Origin of the sequence: Bradyrhizobium guangdongense, assembly GCF_004114975.1 — a bacterium.
Taxonomy (GTDB): Bacteria; Pseudomonadota; Alphaproteobacteria; order Rhizobiales; family Xanthobacteraceae; genus Bradyrhizobium; species Bradyrhizobium guangdongense.
The window spans coordinates 388,167-403,360 of the sequence record NZ_CP030051.1; the positions used below are offsets into that span (position 1 = coordinate 388,167).

The following is a 15,194-nucleotide window of genomic DNA, read 5'->3' on the forward strand; positions in this document are numbered from 1 at the left end:
GTCGCCGCTCTGCGCCGGGCGCAGCGCAGCGCGTCCGGGACACGGGATCTATTGCTCTTTCGCCTTGATCGCCCAGCTCACACTCACCGTCACCGACAACGTTTCCTCGCCGGGCGCAACCGCGGCAGGCGCGGCCATCGGGGCTGCGGCCATGCGGCCCTTGAACAGCGGCATCGGAGCGCCGCCCTCGGAGACGCTGAGTGGTGCACCCAACGTCACGCCGGTGGCTTTCGCGTAGATCTCGGCCTTGCGCCGTGCATCTGTCACCGCCTGCTCGCGGGCGTCGTCGAGCAGTTTCGAGGCCTGCGTCACCTCGAAGGAGATGTTGCCGATGTCGTTTGCGCCGGCGCCGACCAGCGTGTCGATGATGCCGGCGACCTTGGTCACGTCGCGAATCTTGATCGTGACGCGGTTGGAAGCGCGGAAGCCGACCACGGGCGAGGCACCGTTCGAGCGGTTCGGGGCATATTGCGGCTGCAGCGACAGCCGCGAGGTCTGGTAATCCTTCTCGGGAATGCCGGCGCCCTTCAGCGCCAGCAGCACCTTGCCCATCGCGGCATTGTTGGCGTCGGAGGCTTCCTTCGCCGACTTGGCGTCATTGGCGACACCGGCATCGATCTGCGCAAGATCGGGGGCGGCCGAGACGGTCGCCTCGCCGCTCACGGAGATGGCGGACGGAAAATCATCGGCGAGCGCGGGCACTGCCGTCACTGTGGCGGCGAAGATGGCGGCGAGGGCGGCAGACTTTTTCATCGGTCTCACTTCAGCGGTACGAACACATTGATCACGAGCTTGTCCTCGGCCGTCTTGAGGGGATCGGTGAGGTACTCCTCGATGAACGTGTCCTTGGCTTCCAGCTTCTTGTCGTCGAGGTGATTGGTGATCGCCTCATAGGTGTTATCCATGTTGTCGTAGGAGCCGCGATGGACGAATTTCAGCGCCTTGCCCTCCGGCGATTTGCCGATGCTCATGTCCTTGGGCAGGTTCTTCGGATCCTGGTCGACCGGGATCTCGGCGAGGAAGGTGAAGCCGGTGTCGTCGGTCGAGGTGTAGACGATCATCGGGTTGCCGGCGCGCTTGATGCCCTGCTTGTCGAGCAGCGCGTTCAGCGCCTTGAAGGCGTCGACCAGGGTATCGAAGGCCGAGTCCCAATTGGCGGTGCCCTTGACCATCACGACCTTCTTGGCCTCGAGCGTGGTCTCCTGGCCAAACGGATCGGCGGTCTGCACCGGGGCGGGGGTGGCGGCTGCGGCAGGCGGTGGCGCCGCCGGGCTCGGCGAGGCGCTGGCCGCGGGGGAGGGAGTTGCCGCGGGCGCAGGCAAGGTGCTCGCGGCGGGCGAGGGAGCGGCCGACGGAGCCGGCGAGGGGCTTGCTGAGGCTGACGGCGCCGGGCTCGGCGTCTGCGCCAGAGCACCTGATAGCCCAAGCGAAAAGGCCGCCGCCGGGATCAGCGCAGCCAGAGCAAGACGACGAAACCCAATCATTCCATTCTCCCCAAGGCCTTAACGAGCAAGGCCTTAACGACCAAGGCCCACATCCGGTCGCGCGTCCCCGGTCGCGCGAACTGCGCCGTTCTAACACGCGAGCGCCAAATTCGTCCCATGACAGATGCGTCATGCCTGACATCAGCGGCAGCCAGCAGCAAATCACTGGCCAAGCCGGCAAGGATCGCCATATAAGGCAGGCGAAATTCGGGAATTTTCATGAGCGCGCTGGCCAACCACGCATTTGCCAAGATGAACGGCATCGGCAACGAGATCGTCGTTGTCGATATGCGCGATTCCGCCGGCCGCATCACGCCTGATGACGCCCGCGCCGTCGCCTCCGCGCATGGCGGCGTGCCCTATGACCAGCTCATGGTGCTGCAGAAGCCGCGGCTCCACGGCACCGAAGCCTTCATCAGCATCTACAACAATGACGGCTCGGAAGCGGGCGCGTGCGGCAACGGCATGCGCTGCGTCGTGCGCCGCATCTTCGAAAAGAGCGGGCAGACCACGGCGACGTTCGAAACCGCCGCCGGCCTGCTCAATGCCTGGCAGGGCCCGACGCCCGATCTCTACACAGTCGACATGGGTGCGCCGAAGTTCGGCTGGCAGGATATTCCGTTGGCGGAGGAGTTTCGCGACACACGCTACATCGAATTGCAGATCGGGCCGATCGACAAGCCGATCCTGCATTCGCCCTCCGTGGTCAGCATGGGCAATCCGCACGCGATCTTCTGGGTCGACGACGTCGATGCCTACGATCTCGAACGTTTTGGTCCGCTTCTGGAAAATCATCCGATCTTCCCGAAGCGCGCCAACATCACGCTAGCCCATATCGTCGATCGTGAGCACATCACCATGCGCACTTGGGAGCGCGGCGCCGGGCTGACCCGGGCTTGCGGTTCTGCGGCCTGCGCGACTGCGGTTGCGGCGGCGCGGCTGAAGCGCACCGAACGCAAGGTCGAGATGACGCTGCCCGGCGGCAACCTCGGCATCGAATGGCGCGAGCGCGACGACCACGTGCTGATGACGGGCACGGCGACCTTCGAATACGAAGGCAAGTTCGATCCTGCGCTGTTCGCGCCTGCAGGCTAATGGCGGTCGATATCGTCACCTTCGGCTGCCGCCTCAACGCCTTCGAGGCCGAGGTGATCCGCAGCAAAGCCGAGGAGGCGGGCCTCACCGACACCATCGTGATCAACAGCTGCGCCGTCACCAATGAGGCGGTGGCGCAGGCGCGGCAGTCGATCCGCAAGTTGAAGCGCGAACGGCCGGGCGTACGCATCGTCGTCACCGGCTGCGCGGCGCAGACGCAAAGCGCGATGTTCGCCGACATGATCGAGGTCGACCGCGTCGTCGGCAATGACGACAAGATGCGCGGGGATGCGTGGCGCGCAACGCGCGACGCCTTCGATCTCGGTGCCAGCGAGAAGATTGCCGTCAGCGACATCATGGCCGTCAGGGAGATGGCGCCACATCTCGTCGACGGCTATGCGAGCGGTCTACCGCGGGTGTTCGTGCAGGTGCAGAACGGCTGCGATCATCGCTGCACCTTCTGCATCATCCCGTTCGGCCGCGGCAATTCGCGCTCGGTTCCGATGGGCGCGGTGGTCGAACAGGTTCGCTCCCTGGTCGAACGCGGTCACGCCGAGATCGTGCTGACCGGCGTCGACCTCACCAGCTACGGCGCCGACCTGCCGGGCGCGCCCAAGCTCGGCATGCTGACGAAGCAGATCCTGCGGCACGTTCCGGAGCTGAAGCGGCTGCGCATCTCCTCGATCGATTCGATCGAGGCCGATCGCGATCTGCTCGATGCCATCGCCGACGATGCGCGCTTGATGCCGCACCTGCACCTCTCGCTGCAATCCGGCGACGATATGATCCTGAAGCGCATGAAGCGGAGGCATTCGCGGAGCGATGCGATCGCGTTCTGCAACCAGGTCCGGCGCCTGCGCCCGGATATCGTTTTCGGCGCCGACATCATCGCGGGTTTCCCGACCGAGACCGAGGGGATGTTCTCGCGCTCGCTCGATCTCGTCGAGGAATGCGCCCTGACCTTCCTGCATGTCTTCCCTTATTCGCCGCGCCCCGGCACGCCGGCTGCGAAGATGCCCCAGGTTCCAGGCGGTGCGATCAAGGACCGCGCGAAGCGGCTGCGTGCGGCTGGCGAGGTGGCGTTGCGGCACCGATTGAACGCAGAGATCGGCGCACAGCGCGCTGTGCTGATCGAGAGCGAAGGGCAGGGGCGCACCGAGCATTATCTGCCGGTGGCAATAGCGGGCGGGCGTATTGGCAGCGTCGTGTCGTTGAGGATCGCCGGCAATGACGGCGAGCGGCTCACCATATGATCCGCTGCCTCTTTCCTTCTCCCCTTGTGGGAGAAGGTGGCGCGAAGCGCCGGATGAGGGGTTGCTTCCGCGTACTCAATTGATGTGTGGACTCGCGGAGAGATACCCCTCACCCGTCTCGCCGCTAGGCGGCGAGCCACCCTCTGCCACAAGGGGAGAGGGAAAGAACTACAACGCCCGCACCTGCCAGAAGCGCAACGTGCGTCGTGCGTTCTCGGCCGTCATGCGCGCAAAATTATTCTCCGCTCGCGCAAGGTCCGCCGGCTTCATCGCGCCTGTCGCAAAGCGGCTCTCGAGCACGGCCGCCGTCGTCTGCCAGCAGAGCTGTGCCGCCTTGCACGGCACCAGCAGGCCGTCTTCGCGCAGGCTCTGCATCAGCGGACGAATCACCTCGATGGTCGAGCCGGACAGCGCGGCCAAGGCGGCCACGGTTTCCTCGTAGCGCCGCTGCCTGGCGAAGCCGAGCAGCGTCGCCTCGTTGAGCTGGTCCGTCGCCTTGAGACTTGCAATCGCGCGCTTGGCGCCCTCGAAGTCGCGCACGCCCGACATCTCGCGCTCGACGCCGACGGTGACGGCGGCGATCGCATTCTGGATTTCTTCGAACAGGTCGGGCGGGGCGCGTGATAGCAGACGGGTGCGAACGGCGTCGGTTGCCGAACGCAGCAATCGGCGGCGCAGGTCCGACGGCAGGTCGACGCGGATGCCGATGCTTACCGCGAGCTCGGGATCGCTCTCGGCTTGTCCAACGATGACGGTGAATCCCTTTCCGGACATGCGCGCACCGGGATTGGCGGCAAGGCGCCGGCTGACGCTGGGATAGCGGCGCGCCAGCAGCGCATCGGTGACGATCTCCTTCAGCCACCAGCGGCCGGCGATCGCGAGCAGATGCGGCTCGCTTTTGCTGGAGGCGATCTTCACCAGCTCGCCGTCGTCGAGGCGCGCGGATTCCTGCAGCACGGGCCCGGCGATGCGAATCTCGTCATTGTTGGCGAGGCGGCGGATCACGGACGGCGGCGCCTGCGCGATCGGCGCGAGCTGGGCGCTGATTTCAGCCAGCGCAACGCGGGCTGCCACATCGGCGATGGCGCGCAGCTCGATGGTGCCGATCAGGCGCTCGAGCACGTCGTCGAACAGGGCAATCTGTTCGTCGTTGAAGCTTCCGGCGGAAGAGAGGAACAGGTCGGTGACGCGCCGCGCGGTCTCCAGGCCCTTTTCCGGCGAGCCGGTCCGGATCGCGGACTCGACCTCGTCGATAATGGATAGCTCGGCCGTGGACATGACGCGGTGCTCGTCCTGAGCGAATGGGAGGCTTGTTCTAAGCAACCGCTATCATTAGAGGCGAGCCCTGAACGTTTCGTAAACCATGGCTTGGACGGACCGCTATTCCCCGTTCCAGCCGCAGGCACGGAGCTTCTCGTGCATGTGTGGCGGGGCCGGCGCGACGACGCGGATCGGCTCCTTGTTCCGGGAGATCGGCACCACGATCTCGCGGGAATGCAGATGCAGCTTCGGCTCGCCGAAGCGCGGGCCGTTACCGTAAATGTTATCGCCGAAAATCGGCCATCCGGTCGCCGAGGAATGCACCCGCAATTGATGGGTCCGGCCGGTCACCGGTTCCATGGCGAGCCAGGTAAAACCCTCGCCCCGGCCCAGCACTTTCCAGTTGGTGATGGCCTTCTGCCCTTCCGGGTCGGGCTTCTGCCACCAGCCGCGCTCGGCATTGAGCCGGCCGAGCGGCATATCGATGGTGCCCTCGTCCTCGGCCGGCCCGCCCTCGACCACGGTCCAGTAGGTCTTGCCAATCTTGCCATGTTTGAAGAGAAGGCCGAGCGAAGCGGTGGCCTTGCGATGGCGGCCAAGCACGAGGCAGCCGGAGGTGTCCTTGTCCAGGCGGTGGGCCAGCACCGGCGGCCGCGGCAGGCCGAACCGGAGCGCGTCGAAGGAGTCTTCCAGATTGGGGCCGCCCTTGGGGCCGCGATGCACCGGTAGACCGGCCGGCTTGTTGATGACCAGCATCAAGCCGTCGCGATGGAGCACGCGGCCCAGGATCTCGTCAGCAGTCAATTCGGGAACATCGAGCAATTGCAAGACTTTCGTTTACTTGCCGGAACGGCTAACACACCCCCGCCATGAACGATACCACTGACACCCCCAAGCTGAGCTGGTGGCGCCGCCTGTCCAACGGGCTGAAGCGCACCTCGTCCTCGCTGGGGACCGCGGTCGCCGACCTCGTCACCAAGCGCAAGCTCGACCGCGCCATGCTCGACGACATCGAGGACGTGTTGCTGCGCGCCGACCTCGGTACCTCCGTCGCGGTGCGGATTGCGGACGCGGTCGGCACGGGACGTTATGACAAGGCGATCTCGGCCGACGAGGTCAAGGACGTCGTCGCGACCGAGGTCGAGAAGGTGCTGGCCCCGGTGGCGAAGCCGCTCGAGATCGATACGGCCAGGAAGCCGTTCGTCATCCTCGTGGTCGGCGTCAACGGCTCCGGCAAGACCACCACGATCGGCAAGCTGTCGCAGAAATTCGCCTCCGAAGGCCGCAAGGTGATGCTCGCCGCCGGTGACACGTTTCGCGCTGCCGCGATCGAGCAGCTCAAGGTCTGGGGCGAGCGCACCAAGACGCCTGTTATCGCAGGCGCGCAAGGCTCGGACTCGGCAAGCCTCGCCTTCAATGCACTGACGGCGGCCAAAGAGCGGAACATCGACGTGCTCCTGATCGACACTGCCGGCCGCTTGCAGAACAAGGCCGAGCTGATGAACGAGCTGGAGAAGGTCGTGCGCGTCATCCGCAAGGTGGACGCGACGGCGCCGCATGCGGTGCTACTCGTGCTGGACGCCACCGTCGGCCAGAACGCGTTGTCGCAGGTCGAAGCCTTCCATCGCACCGCGGGAGTCACGGGCCTCGTGATGACCAAGCTCGACGGCACCGCGCGCGGCGGCATCCTGGTGGCGCTCGCGGAGAAATTCAAACTGCCGGTGCATTTCATCGGCGTCGGCGAAGGCGTCGACGATCTTGCGCCGTTCACCGCACGCGATTTCGCCCGCGCGATCGCCGGTATCGAAAGCTAGAGAATGGACAAGACCCAGCCGCATCCGCTGTTCAAGCTTGCGACCGAGCTCGGTCCGCTGCTCGTGTTCTTCTTCGTCAATGCGAAGTTCAACCTGTTCGCCGCAACCGGCGCCTTCATGGTCGCGATCGTGGCGGCGATGATCGCCTCCTATGTGGTGACGCGCCACATCCCGATCATGGCGATCGTGACAGGCGTGATCGTACTGGTGTTCGGCACGCTGACGCTGGTGCTGCACGACGAGACCTTCATCAAGGTCAAGCCGACCATCATCTACGGCCTGTTCGCCGCGATTCTCGGCGGCGGCTTGTTGTTCGGCCGTTCCTTCATCGCGGTGATGTTCGACCAGATGTTCAACCTGACGCCGCAGGGCTGGCGGATCCTGACGTTGCGCTGGGCCTTGTTCTTCGCCGGCATGGCGGTACTGAACGAGGTGGTCTGGCGCACCCAGAGCACCGACTTCTGGGTGAACTTCAAGGTGTTCGGCGTCACGCCGCTGACCATGATCTTCGCCATCGCCCAGATGCCGCTGACCAAGCGCTACGGGGTCGAGCCGGTGTCGCTGGAAACCAGCGAGGCCGAGGCCGGGGATATCAGGAACGGCTGACGCCCGGCTATCGGTTCCCTCCGGCCAACGCCCGACCAAGCCTATTCACGCTGCCGTGCACTTCGCGCGCCCGCGGGTCGGGTCGGACGGCCGATCCGTTCCCGTCTTCATCGCTCTGTAACCGCATGATGAAATTATTCAGCGCATTATCTTGCCTGAAGGGCCGCAGTCGGTAGCCTTTTCCCGTGAAGAGATGGTGGCACGCCGGAGGACCGGTGGTGAACACAAAACAGGGCCAGACCGCTGAACACCTGATTGAGTACCTCCGGCAGCTCGCCCCGCAGGTCCGCCGCCGCCTGCTCGCCGAACTCGAACGGTTGCATCTGCTCGGCGAGGACATTCCGCATTCCGAGCCCCTGATCGCGGCGCTGCGTGCCGAGTTTCGCAACACCGGCCAGAATCATTATCGCGTCGGAAATCCCTCACGCTACTTCTTCGAGCCGCTCGAGCCGGTGCTGGTGGACAGGGCGCCCGAGCGGGCCAATAGCGGTCAGATCGCCCGTGGATCGCTCGCGCCGATCTGGAGCCTCGTGACCGAGCAATTGCTGCGCAGCATGGCCGCCGACTACATCGCCGATGCGAACGATGTCATCGCCGCGGACAAGCAGGCCGAGGCGCGGCAGATGGCCCAGGCGTTCCAGAAGAAGGTGCTGATCTATCTCAACGGCCTGCTCGGCTCGGCCGAGGGCACCGCCTCCATTCGCGACGGCCTGATGGCCTATACCAGCTCGCATGCGACGTTCGACGACCTGAAGAAGATGCTGCGCTACCTCGACATGCAGCGGGAGCTCGAGGATTTCGGCCGTGCGCTCGCGCCGAGGATTGGCCGGCTCGAGGGCGCCAGTCTGGACAAGGTCCTCGGCCTTTTGAGAACGCTGAAGGCCAATCGCGCCGATGCCGTGCCGTTCGCGCTCATGATCCTCGCAAGGCGTCTGGAGACGCCTTGGGAGCTGCTGTCGGTCGCGACCGTTCCCGCCGCCGATCGGGCTGCGGCGCGGATCGCGGCGTCCCCCTTCGCGATTGCGGTGTCGATGGTGCTCGATCAGATCGAGGAGAAGCACCACCTCCTGCTGTTTGCGCTCAGGAACTACCGTCCGGTGCGGGCGAAGGAGATCGTCAGCGAGATATACGGGATCGAGGACGCGCTGAGAACTCGGATCGAGCTCAAAGGGTCCGGCTGGGGCCAGCAGCTGGATCAGCTGATGACGGCCGTCCAGGCCGCCGTCGACGCCGAGATCAACACGATTCCAAGCGATCACCGGCACCTGATGCACATTCTGGAATCGCCGCGGTTGCGCCCGGACCAATCTTTCGGTCACAAGGTCGGCCATATGTTCGAGAAGGGCTGGGATGTCGTGTCCGGCTTGCTTGCAGGCAACACGGACACGACCCATCGTCGTGACGCTTCGTGAACCTAATCCGCGAAGAAGTTCGTCAGCGCCATGATCAGCTTCCTGCTTTGAGCGCCCTGTCGAGCTCGGGGATGAGCACGGCCTTGAGATTGTCGGGTGTGATCGGGCCGACCAGCTTGTAGACGATGGTGCCTTCGCGGCCGACGACGAAAGTCTCCGGGACGCCATAGACGCCCCATTCGATCGAGGCGCGGCCGTTGGCGTCAGCGCCGACGCGTCCGAACGGGTTGCCGTAGCGGCCGAGAAAGCGCCGCGCGTTCTCGGGCGCATCCTTGTAGTTGATGCCGACGAGCTGGAAGCGCTTGTCCTTGGCGAGCTCCGTCAGCAGCGGCGCTTCGTCGTGGCAAGGCACGCACCAGGAGGCCCAGACATTGACGAGGCTGACCTTGCCCTTGAACGCGGAAGGATCGAGCCCCGGCACTTGTGCGCTGTCGGTCTGCAATCCCTCGAGCGGCGGCAGCGTGATCTGTGGCGCGGGCTTTCCGATCAACGCGGAGGGAATCCGCGAGTGGTCGCCCCCGCCGAGCCCGAACCAGAACAGCACGGCGAGCCCGAGGAACGCGAGCAGCGGCAGTACCATCAGGAAGGTGCGGCGCTGCGGCGGTGCGGAGGTCGATTGATCGGTCATGGCGTGCCCGTCGCGCTGCGGCCCGAGCGGCGGGTGATGCCGCTGCGCTCGAGCTCGCGCAGACGCTGCGTCTGGTTGCGATGATCGAGCACGATCCAGCCGATCAGGAGCACGACCACGATGGCTGCCGCGACGTAGGACGTCACGATGAAGGGCGCGTAGGGACCGAGCGACATGATCATGCAGCTCCTGTCGATGCGTTTTCCTGGCGCGAACCGGTGCTCATTTCGCTGGAAAACGCCACGCGGCTCGCCTGCATCATCTGCAAGGAGCGCACGCGCCGGCGCAAAATCTCGTTGCGCATGGCGGCCAGATGAAGCGTGACGAACAGCAGCGTGAATGCGACCGCCATCACCAGCAGCGGAATCAGGAACGATTTGTCGAGCGTCGAGCCGCCCATGCGCATCACTGAGGCCGGTTGGTGCAGCGTATTCCACCAGTCGACCGAGAATTTGATGATGGGAAGATTGAGCGCGCCGACCAGCGTCAGCACCGCCGCGGCGCGCGCCGCGCGCGAGGGATCTTCGACCGCGCGCCACAGCGCCATCAGGCCGAGATACATCAGGAACAGGATCAGCACCGAGGTCAGCCGCGCGTCCCATTCCCAATAGGTGCCCCACATCGGCCGGCCCCACAGCGAGCCCGTGAGCAGCGCCAGGAAGGTGAAGGCCGCGCCGATCGGAGCGGCGGCTTTGGCGGCGACGTCGGAAAGCGGATGCCGCCACACCAGCGTGCCCAGCGAGGCGACGCTCATCACGCCCCAGACGAACATCGACAGCCAGGCATTGGGCACGTGGATGAACATGATCTTCACGGTCGCGCCCTGCTGATAATCGTCGGGCGCAAGAGCGGACAGATAGAGGCCCGTCGCAAGCAGGATGGCGGTCGCGGCCGCAAGCCACGGCAACACCCGCGCCGAGAGCGCGAGGAACCTGGTGGGGTTGGCGAGGTCGATCAGCGGCATGGTATCCTGATAATCACCGTGGGCTGCTCACGCAATCAGCATGAAAGCGCGCAGCGAAAGTTGATCGGGGTCAAGGCGTCAGACCCATTTCAGTCCAGCCCGTGCTTCAGGCTCGCCGCCGCCGCGAACGGGCCGATCACAAGGCTGACCAGCGACAGCGCGCACAGGATCGAGAACGGCGCGCCGAACGTCATGGGACCGACGATCGCGGCCTGCGAGGCCGCGACGCCGAAGATCAGCACCGGAATCGACAGCGGCAGCACCAGCACGGCCATCAGCAGCCCGCCGCGGTGCAACGTCACCGCCAACGCCGCGCCGATCATGCCGGTGAAGGTCAGGGCCGGGGTGCCCGCCAGCAGCGTCAGCGCGACCGCGCCGGTCGCGACCATGTCGAGGTTGAGCAGCAGGCCGAGCACGGGGGTTGCGACGATCAGCGGCAGGCCCGCCGCCAGCCAGTGCGCCAGCGCCTTGGCGGCACAGGCGAGTTCCAGCGGCGTCCGGCTCATGGTGATGAGGTCGAGCGAGCCGTCCTCGTGGTCGGCCATGAACAGCCGGTCCAGCGTGAGCAGGCTCGCCAGCAGCGCGCCAAGCCACAGGATCGCCGGCCCCAGCCGCGACAGCAGGGCCAGGTCGGGCCCGACCGCGAACGGCATCAGCACGACGACGGTCAGGAAGAACAACACCCCGATCAGCGCGCCGCCGCCGACGCGGAGCGCGATCCTGATGTCCCGGCGGATCAGGGCGGCGAGGGCGGTCATGGGCTCGCTCCGATGCTGCCGCGGATCGGCACCTCGCGCCGCATGCACACTGCACTCCCTCCCCCCTTGTGGGGGAGGGCTGGGGAGAGGGGTAGCCCCGGGCGAGATGATCCTTCGAGGCTAGTGACTGGTAGTAAACTGCCCGCCTCCACGACGGAAAAACCGATAGGCCGCGTCGTGTGGCTCCCCCCTCCCTGACCCTCCCCCACAAGGGGGGAGGGAACAGAGAGAGCGGCGCCCAGCCGCTTGGAAAACTGAGGGTCGCGCCACCTCACGCCACACCCCCGATTCTTAGCTCCCGCGCGTCGAGCCCCAGCGGCCCGTGGGTCGCCGCGACGATCATCCCGCCGCGCGCCAGGTGGTCGCGCATCAGGCCGCCGAACATGTCCTGGCCGGCGACGTCGAGCGCGTTGGTCGGCTCGTCCAGCAGCCAGACCGGCCGTCGGACCGTCAGCAGCCGGGCCAGCGACAGGCGGCGGCGCTGGCCGGCCGACAGGAAGCCCGCGGGCAGATGGGTGGCATGGGCTAGCCCGACTTTGGCGAGGCTCTCGGCCGCGTCAGAGCACTCGCCGCCGAGGAAATCAGCCCAGAACGACAGGTTTTCCGCGACCGTGAGGGCCGGCTTCAGGGCGTCGCGATGGCCGAGATAATGGCACTGCTCCGGGAGTGTCATCTCGGCGTCACCTCCCTTAAGTGCGATCGTGCCGCCGGCCGGAACGAGCAGGCCCGCGATCAGCCGCAGCAGCGAGGTCTTGCCCGATCCGTTGCGGCCGATCACCGCCACGGCCTCGCCCGCGACCGCATCGAAATCGAGCCCGGAAAACACCTCGCGGCCGCCCCGCACGCAGCCCACCCCGCGTCCGGACAGCTGCATCTTGTCTTGCATGATCGCGCTCAAAGCCAGGCCTCAGGAAAACTTGGGGTAGCGCATGGGAATTTTTGGCTGGCGGATTGCTGCGGCACGATTGTGGCTGTGGCGGCGCGGTTAGAAAGCTTCTATAAGCCCGGAACTACTTGATGCAGCAACTCAACCTGCCCCTGCAAGCGGCCCAGCCTGATACGCTGACGGTGTTACAATACCCTCTGCCGGGTATATCTAACAATTGGGATTCCTACATGACCTCGCTCGACAGCTTCAAATGCAAAAAGACCCTCAAGGTCGGCGCCAAGACCTATGTCTATTACAGCCTGCCCACGGCCGAGAAGAATGGTCTGAAGGGAATTTCGAAACTTCCCTATTCGATGAAGGTCCTGCTCGAGAACCTGCTCCGCAACGAGGACGGCCGCTCGGTCAAGAAGGAAGACATCGTCGCGGTTTCGAAGTGGCTGCGCAAGAAGTCGCTGGAGCACGAGATCGCCTTCCGCCCCGCGCGCGTGCTGATGCAGGACTTCACCGGCGTGCCGGCGGTGGTCGATCTCGCCGCGATGCGCAACGCGATGCAGAAGCTCGGCGGCGATGCCGAGAAGATCAACCCGCTGGTCCCCGTCGACCTCGTCATCGACCACTCCGTGATCGTGAACTTCTTCGGCGACAACAAGGCTTTCGCCAAGAACGTCACTGAAGAGTACAAGCAGAACCAGGAGCGCTACGAGTTCCTGAAGTGGGGCCAGAAGGCGTTCTCGAACTTCTCCGTCGTGCCGCCCGGCACCGGCATCTGCCATCAGGTCAATCTCGAATATCTCTCCCAGACCGTCTGGACCAAGAAGGAGAAGATGACGGTCGGCAAGAAGACCGGCACCTTCGAGGTTGCGTACCCTGACTCGCTGGTCGGCACCGACTCTCACACCACGATGGTCAACGGTCTCGCCGTGCTCGGCTGGGGCGTCGGCGGCATCGAGGCGGAAGCCTGCATGCTCGGCCAGCCGCTGTCGATGCTGTTGCCCAACGTCGTCGGCTTCAAGCTGAAGGGCGCGATGAAGGAAGGCGTCACCGCCACCGACCTCGTGCTGACCGTCACGCAGATGCTGCGCAAGCTCGGCGTCGTCGGCAAGTTCGTCGAGTTCTTCGGCCCCGGCCTCGACAATCTCTCCGTCGCCGACAAGGCCACCATCGCCAACATGGCGCCGGAGTACGGCGCGACCTGCGGCTTCTTCCCTGTCGATGCCGCCGCGATCGATTATCTCAAGACCTCCGGCCGCGCGGCGCCGCGCGTCGCGCTGGTGCAGGCCTATGCCAAGGCGCAGGGCCTGTTCCGCACGGCCAAGTCGGCCGATCCGGTGTTCACGGAAACGTTGACCCTCGACCTCGCCGACGTCGTGCCGTCGATGGCCGGTCCGAAGCGTCCCGAAGGCCGCATCGCGCTGCCGTCGGTCGCAGAAGGCTTTTCGCTGGCGCTCGGCAGCGAGTACAAGAAGGCCGAAGAGCCCAACAAGCGCTTCCCGGTCGAAGGCAAGAACTTCGATCTCGGCCACGGCGACGTCGTGATCGCCGCCATCACCTCCTGCACCAACACCTCGAACCCGAGCGTGCTGATTGGTGCCGGCCTTCTGGCGCGCAACGCTGCCGCGAAGGGCCTCAAGGCCAAGCCGTGGGTGAAGACCTCGCTGGCTCCGGGCAGCCAGGTCGTCGCGGGCTATCTTGCCGATTCCGGTCTGCAGAAGGATCTCGACAAGGTCGGCTTCAACCTGGTCGGCTTCGGCTGCACCACCTGCATCGGCAATTCCGGTCCGCTGCCGGAGGAGATCTCGAAGTCGATCAACGACAACGGCATCGTCGCCGCCGCCGTGCTGTCAGGCAACCGCAATTTCGAAGGCCGCGTCTCGCCCGACGTGCAGGCGAACTATCTGGCCTCGCCGCCGCTGGTCGTCGCGCACGCGCTCGCCGGCAGCGTCACCAAGAACCTCGCGGTCGAGCCGCTCGGCGAAGGCAAGGACGGCAAGCCGGTCTACCTGAAGGATATCTGGCCGACGACGAAGGAGATCAACGCCTTCATGAAGAAGTTCGTGACCGCGTCGATCTTCAAGAAGAAGTATGCCGACGTGTTCAAGGGCGACACCAACTGGCGCAAGATCAAGACGGTCGAGAGCGAGACCTATCGCTGGAACATGTCTTCGACCTATGTGCAGAACCCGCCCTATTTCGAAGGCATGAAGAAGGAGCCGGAGCCGGTCACCGACATCGTCGAGGCCCGCATCCTCGCCATGTTCGGCGACAAGATCACCACCGACCACATCTCGCCGGCCGGTTCGATCAAGCTCACCTCGCCCGCGGGCAAATATCTCAGCGAGCACCAGGTGCGCCCGGCCGACTTCAATCAGTACGGCACGCGTCGCGGCAATCATGAGGTGATGATGCGCGGCACCTTCGCCAACATCCGCATCAAAAACTTCATGCTGAAGGGCGCTGACGGCAATATCCCTGAGGGTGGTCTCACCAAGCATTGGCCCGACGGCGAGCAGATGTCGATCTACGACGCCGCGATGAAGTACCAGCAGGAAGAGGTGCCGCTGGTGGTGTTCGCCGGCGCCGAATACGGCAACGGCTCCTCGCGCGACTGGGCCGCCAAGGGCACCCGTCTGCTCGGCGTGCGCGCTGTGATCTGCCAGAGCTTCGAGCGCATCCATCGCTCCAACCTGGTCGGTATGGGCGTGCTGCCGCTGACCTTCGAGGAAGGCACCTCCTGGTCGTCCCTCGGCCTGAAGGGCGACGAGAAGGTCACGCTGCGTGGCCTCGTCGGCGACCTCAAGCCGCGCCAGAAGCTGACCGCTGAGATCGTGTCCGCCGACGGTTCGTTGCAGCGCGTTTCGCTGCTTTGCCGCATCGATACGCTGGACGAACTCGATTACTACCGGAACGGCGGCATTCTGCACTACGTGCTGCGCAAGCTCGCGGCGTAAGCGCGAATTTGTGAACGGTGGCTCACTGCGACGTGAGTAGAAGGTTAAACGAAGGCGGCCTATCAAAAGGCCGCCTTCGCGCG

The 15,194-nt window shown here is 65.2% G+C and carries 16 protein-coding genes; 6 read left to right on the forward strand and 10 right to left on the reverse strand.

All coding sequences use genetic code 11. The annotated features are described in order from the left end of the window. Window positions 1-48: 48 nt before the first annotated feature. From X265_RS01855 to X265_RS01865, 3 genes are read right to left on the reverse strand one after another with little or no spacing between them, the layout of a single operon-like run. Complete coding sequence (locus tag X265_RS01855) at window positions 49-753, reverse strand: SIMPL domain-containing protein (protein WP_164938378.1); 705 nt, start codon at window positions 751-753, stop codon at window positions 49-51. Between the two features lie 5 nt (window positions 754-758). Then, a complete protein-coding gene (locus X265_RS01860) occupies window positions 759-1,484 on the reverse strand; it encodes a GyrI-like domain-containing protein (protein ID WP_128963375.1) in 726 nt (241 codons plus the stop codon). Beyond that, window positions 1,481-1,705 carry a hypothetical protein gene (locus X265_RS01865; protein ID WP_128963376.1) on the reverse strand — a complete coding sequence of 75 codons (225 nt, stop codon included), beginning with the start codon at window positions 1,703-1,705 and terminating at the stop codon, window positions 1,481-1,483. Before X265_RS01865 ends, X265_RS01860 begins: the two co-directional genes overlap by 4 nt. Here X265_RS01865 and dapF point away from each other — a divergent pair. Together dapF and mtaB are read left to right on the forward strand one after the other, a co-directional pair. Beyond that, on the forward strand, window positions 1,704-2,579 hold the full coding sequence (dapF, locus tag X265_RS01870) for a diaminopimelate epimerase (RefSeq protein WP_128963377.1): 876 nt from the start codon (window positions 1,704-1,706) through the stop codon (window positions 2,577-2,579). The two genes, X265_RS01865 and dapF, sit on opposite strands and share 2 nt — an antisense overlap. Beyond that, on the forward strand, window positions 2,579-3,832 hold the full coding sequence (mtaB, locus tag X265_RS01875) for a tRNA (N(6)-L-threonylcarbamoyladenosine(37)-C(2))-methylthiotransferase MtaB (protein ID WP_128963378.1): 1,254 nt from the start codon (window positions 2,579-2,581) through the stop codon (window positions 3,830-3,832). Before dapF ends, mtaB begins: the two co-directional genes overlap by 1 nt. 168 nt (window positions 3,833-4,000) lie before the next feature. Here the strand turns inward: mtaB and X265_RS01880 are convergent, their stop codons facing one another. Together X265_RS01880 and X265_RS01885 are read right to left on the reverse strand one after the other, a co-directional pair. Continuing rightward, window positions 4,001-5,110 carry a DUF2336 domain-containing protein gene (locus tag X265_RS01880; protein WP_128963379.1) on the reverse strand — a complete coding sequence of 370 codons (1,110 nt, stop codon included), beginning with the start codon at window positions 5,108-5,110 and terminating at the stop codon, window positions 4,001-4,003. A 102-nt stretch (window positions 5,111-5,212) separates the two neighbouring features. Then, on the reverse strand, window positions 5,213-5,914 hold the full coding sequence (locus X265_RS01885) for an RluA family pseudouridine synthase (protein WP_164938379.1): 702 nt from the start codon (window positions 5,912-5,914) through the stop codon (window positions 5,213-5,215). Window positions 5,915-5,961: 47 nt separating this feature from the next. Between X265_RS01885 and ftsY the strand changes: the two genes are divergently transcribed. The 3 genes from ftsY (at window position 5,962) to X265_RS01900 (ending at window position 8,924) form a co-directional block, all read left to right on the forward strand. After that, entirely contained in the window at window positions 5,962-6,906 is a 945-nt protein-coding gene (gene ftsY, locus X265_RS01890) for a signal recognition particle-docking protein FtsY (protein ID WP_128963380.1), read from the forward strand. A gap of 3 nt (window positions 6,907-6,909) precedes the next feature. Beyond that, complete coding sequence (locus X265_RS01895; RefSeq protein ID WP_128963381.1) at window positions 6,910-7,512, forward strand: septation protein A; 603 nt, start codon at window positions 6,910-6,912, stop codon at window positions 7,510-7,512. Window positions 7,513-7,730: 218 nt separating this feature from the next. Further along, window positions 7,731-8,924, forward strand: coding sequence for a hypothetical protein (locus tag X265_RS01900; protein ID WP_128963382.1), 1,194 nt, complete (start codon window positions 7,731-7,733; stop codon window positions 8,922-8,924). Between the two features lie 34 nt (window positions 8,925-8,958). On the opposite strand, the gene X265_RS01905 is transcribed toward X265_RS01900, so the two are convergent. The 5 genes from X265_RS01905 to ccmA form a co-directional block, all read right to left on the reverse strand. Next, the gene (locus X265_RS01905) at window positions 8,959-9,552 is read right to left on the reverse strand and encodes a DsbE family thiol:disulfide interchange protein (protein ID WP_128963383.1); all 594 of its coding nucleotides are present in this window, start codon (window positions 9,550-9,552) and stop codon (window positions 8,959-8,961) included. Continuing rightward, complete coding sequence (gene ccmD / locus X265_RS01910; RefSeq protein WP_128963384.1) at window positions 9,549-9,734, reverse strand: heme exporter protein CcmD; 186 nt, start codon at window positions 9,732-9,734, stop codon at window positions 9,549-9,551. The genes X265_RS01905 and ccmD overlap by 4 nt, the downstream gene beginning before the upstream one ends. Next, entirely contained in the window at window positions 9,731-10,516 is a 786-nt protein-coding gene (locus X265_RS01915) for a heme ABC transporter permease (RefSeq protein ID WP_128963385.1), read from the reverse strand. The genes ccmD and X265_RS01915 overlap by 4 nt, the downstream gene beginning before the upstream one ends. An 89-nt stretch (window positions 10,517-10,605) precedes the next feature. Further along, entirely contained in the window at window positions 10,606-11,274 is a 669-nt protein-coding gene (ccmB, locus tag X265_RS01920) for a heme exporter protein CcmB (RefSeq protein ID WP_128963386.1), read from the reverse strand. 271 nt (window positions 11,275-11,545) lie between these two features. Beyond that, entirely contained in the window at window positions 11,546-12,148 is a 603-nt protein-coding gene (ccmA, locus tag X265_RS01925) for a heme ABC exporter ATP-binding protein CcmA (protein ID WP_128969103.1), read from the reverse strand. A gap of 242 nt (window positions 12,149-12,390) precedes the next feature. Between ccmA and acnA the strand changes: the two genes are divergently transcribed. Continuing rightward, window positions 12,391-15,111: an aconitate hydratase AcnA gene (gene acnA / locus X265_RS01930; RefSeq protein WP_128969104.1), complete on the forward strand. Its 2,721-nt coding sequence runs from the start codon at window positions 12,391-12,393 to the stop codon at window positions 15,109-15,111. Window positions 15,112-15,194: the final 83 nt, after the last annotated feature.

Excerpts from the sequence above, each read along its gene's own strand:
- ccmD (WP_128963384.1), bottom strand. The coding sequence starts at position 9,734 with ATGATCATGTCGCTCGGTCCCTACGCGCCCTTCATCGTGACGTCCTAC.
- X265_RS01905 (WP_128963383.1), bottom strand. The coding sequence starts at position 9,552 with ATGACCGATCAATCGACCTCCGCACCGCCGCAGCGCCGCACCTTCCTG.
- X265_RS01915 (WP_128963385.1), bottom strand. The coding sequence starts at position 10,516 with ATGCCGCTGATCGACCTCGCCAACCCCACCAGGTTCCTCGCGCTCTCG.
- ftsY (WP_128963380.1), top strand. The coding sequence starts at position 5,962 with ATGAACGATACCACTGACACCCCCAAGCTGAGCTGGTGGCGCCGCCTG.
- ccmB (WP_128963386.1), bottom strand. The coding sequence starts at position 11,274 with ATGACCGCCCTCGCCGCCCTGATCCGCCGGGACATCAGGATCGCGCTC.
- X265_RS01855 (WP_164938378.1), bottom strand. The coding sequence starts at position 753 with ATGAAAAAGTCTGCCGCCCTCGCCGCCATCTTCGCCGCCACAGTGACG.
- ccmA (WP_128969103.1), bottom strand. The coding sequence starts at position 12,148 with ATGCAGCTGTCCGGACGCGGGGTGGGCTGCGTGCGGGGCGGCCGCGAG.
- mtaB (WP_128963378.1), top strand. The coding sequence starts at position 2,579 with ATGGCGGTCGATATCGTCACCTTCGGCTGCCGCCTCAACGCCTTCGAG.
- X265_RS01865 (WP_128963376.1), bottom strand. The coding sequence starts at position 1,705 with ATGAAAATTCCCGAATTTCGCCTGCCTTATATGGCGATCCTTGCCGGC.
- acnA (WP_128969104.1), top strand. The coding sequence starts at position 12,391 with ATGACCTCGCTCGACAGCTTCAAATGCAAAAAGACCCTCAAGGTCGGC.
- X265_RS01860 (WP_128963375.1), bottom strand. The coding sequence starts at position 1,484 with ATGATTGGGTTTCGTCGTCTTGCTCTGGCTGCGCTGATCCCGGCGGCG.
- dapF (WP_128963377.1), top strand. The coding sequence starts at position 1,704 with ATGAGCGCGCTGGCCAACCACGCATTTGCCAAGATGAACGGCATCGGC.
- X265_RS01880 (WP_128963379.1), bottom strand. The coding sequence starts at position 5,110 with ATGTCCACGGCCGAGCTATCCATTATCGACGAGGTCGAGTCCGCGATC.
- X265_RS01895 (WP_128963381.1), top strand. The coding sequence starts at position 6,910 with ATGGACAAGACCCAGCCGCATCCGCTGTTCAAGCTTGCGACCGAGCTC.